3 protein-coding genes and 1 pseudogene are annotated in these 1,673 nt (G+C 69.8%); 2 read left to right on the plus strand and 2 right to left on the minus strand.

What is annotated here, in order from left to right; all coding sequences use genetic code 11:
- Both BIS11_RS16855 and BIS11_RS16860 read right to left on the minus strand, forming a co-directional pair.
- Positions 1 to 229: pseudogene (locus BIS11_RS16855) on the minus strand (polynucleotide adenylyltransferase); the annotation flags it as partial.
- 1 nt (position 230) lies between these two features.
- A complete protein-coding gene (locus BIS11_RS16860) occupies positions 231 to 1,046 on the minus strand; it encodes a symmetrical bis(5'-nucleosyl)-tetraphosphatase (RefSeq protein ID WP_253426170.1) in 816 nt (271 codons plus the stop codon).
- Between the two features lie 150 nt (positions 1,047 to 1,196).
- Here BIS11_RS16860 and BIS11_RS16865 point away from each other — a divergent pair, with 150 nt between their 5' ends.
- Both BIS11_RS16865 and BIS11_RS16870 read left to right on the plus strand, forming a co-directional pair.
- Positions 1,197 to 1,406: a hypothetical protein gene (locus tag BIS11_RS16865; RefSeq protein ID WP_253426172.1), complete on the plus strand. Its 210-nt coding sequence runs from the start codon at positions 1,197 to 1,199 to the stop codon at positions 1,404 to 1,406.
- Positions 1,406 to 1,673, plus strand: a 268-nt coding sequence (locus BIS11_RS16870) for an FAD-dependent oxidoreductase (protein ID WP_253586625.1), incomplete at its 3' end; no start/stop codon positions are given. The genes BIS11_RS16865 and BIS11_RS16870, both read left to right, overlap by 1 nt.

Genomic DNA, 1,673 nt, shown 5'->3' on the forward strand with positions numbered 1-1,673 from the left:
CCTTGCGCTCGGTGCGCGCCAGGGCGTACTCCTCGAGGCTTTGCGGGTGCAGGAAGACGGGGAAATCACGGCCCACGGGCTTGAAGCCGCGCCGCGCCATCTCGTCCGCGGTGGTGCCGACCACCACCCAGTCGTTGTCGAACACCGGCCAGCCGAGCAGTTCGTCGCGCACCGCCCCGCCCACCCGGTAGACTTCGAGGCCGTCGAGCACAGTGTCGCCTCCGGCCATGTCAGCCTCCCGCCTGGCGGCTCGGCACCGAGGTGCGCTCGCCGGTCTCGAGGTTCATCGCGGTAAGCTCACCGCCCCACACGCAGCCGGTGTCCAGGGCGTGGACATCGATGCGCGCCCCCGGGGTCTTGCCCTCGAGCGCCGCCCAGTGGCCGAAGAGCAGGCGCAGCGTATCGCCGCGCGGGTACTGGAACCAGGGGTGAAAGCCTGGCGGGGCGCTGTCGAGGCCCTCCTTGGCGGCGAAATCGAGGGTCTCGTCGGCGCGGATGAAGCGCATGCGGGCGAAGACGTTGACCAGCGCGCGCAGCCGATCCATGCCGTCGAGGTCGGCATGAAAGCGCGCCGGCTCGTCGCCGTAGAGCGCTTCCAGGAACCGACCGGCGTGCTCGCCGCCCAGGGCCGTCTGTACCTCGTCGCTGTAGCCAAGCGCCGCCTCCCGGCTCCAGCCAGGAAGCACGCCGGCATGGGCCATCAGCGTATTGCCCTCGGCGACGGCCAGCGGCTGCGCCTGCAGCCAGTCGAGCAGCGCCTCGCGCTCCGGGGCGTCCAGAATGCCCTCCAGGGTATCGCGGCGCTTGAGGCGGCCGCCGCCGCGGGCGACCACCAGGAGGTGAAAGTCGTGGTTGCCCAGCACGCAGCGCGCCGCGCTTCCCAGGGCTTTAACCTCCCGAAGGCACTCGAGCGAGCCCGGGCCGCGGTTGATCAGGTCGCCGACCAGCCAGAGCGTGTCCCGGGCCGGGCTGAAGTCGAGCGCCTCGAGCAGCTCGACGAACTCCGCGTGACAGCCGTGCAGGTCGCCGATGGCGTATGTGGTCATGTCAGCACCTATCGATCGTAAAAAAATGAGTGGATAAAAGCGCTTTCGCTGGCGCCAGGGCGGCCAGTTTGGGTAAAAAGGAGAAGCGGGCACGATAGCGGCGCAAGCGAACCTGCACGACGAACTCCTACAACGAACGAAGCGGGCCTCATGTTACCCATCCACGACTCGAAAACCCAACCGATACTCGCCCCCACCGCCCGGGATCCGGCGCGCCGAAGCGTGTTGAAGGCACTTGCGCTGGGCGCCTGCGCCGCGCTGGTGCCGATGCCCGCCGCCCTGGCGAGCAGCGGGCCGGCACCACGCCTGAGCGGCGGCTGGCTGTTGCGCGAAAGCGATCTTGCCGGCGGGCGGCGCTGATGTACCTGCCCTTCGATGCGCTGGACGAGGCAACGCCGTTCGACTGCTGCGTGATCGGCGCCGGGGCGGCGGGGATCACCGTCGCCATGACGCTCGCCCAGCAGGGTCACCGGGTGCTGCTCTGCGAAGGCGGCGAGGCCTCCTTCAGCGAGCGCTCCCAGGCGCTCTATCGCGGCGAGAACGTCGGCGATACCTACCTGCCGCTGGAGAGCGCCCGGCTTCGCTACCTGGGCGGGTCGACCAATCACTGGGGCGGCGTGTGCCGGC

It is taken from the genome of Halomonas sp. 707D4 (assembly GCF_024158685.1).
Lineage (GTDB): Bacteria > Pseudomonadota > Gammaproteobacteria > Pseudomonadales > Halomonadaceae > Vreelandella.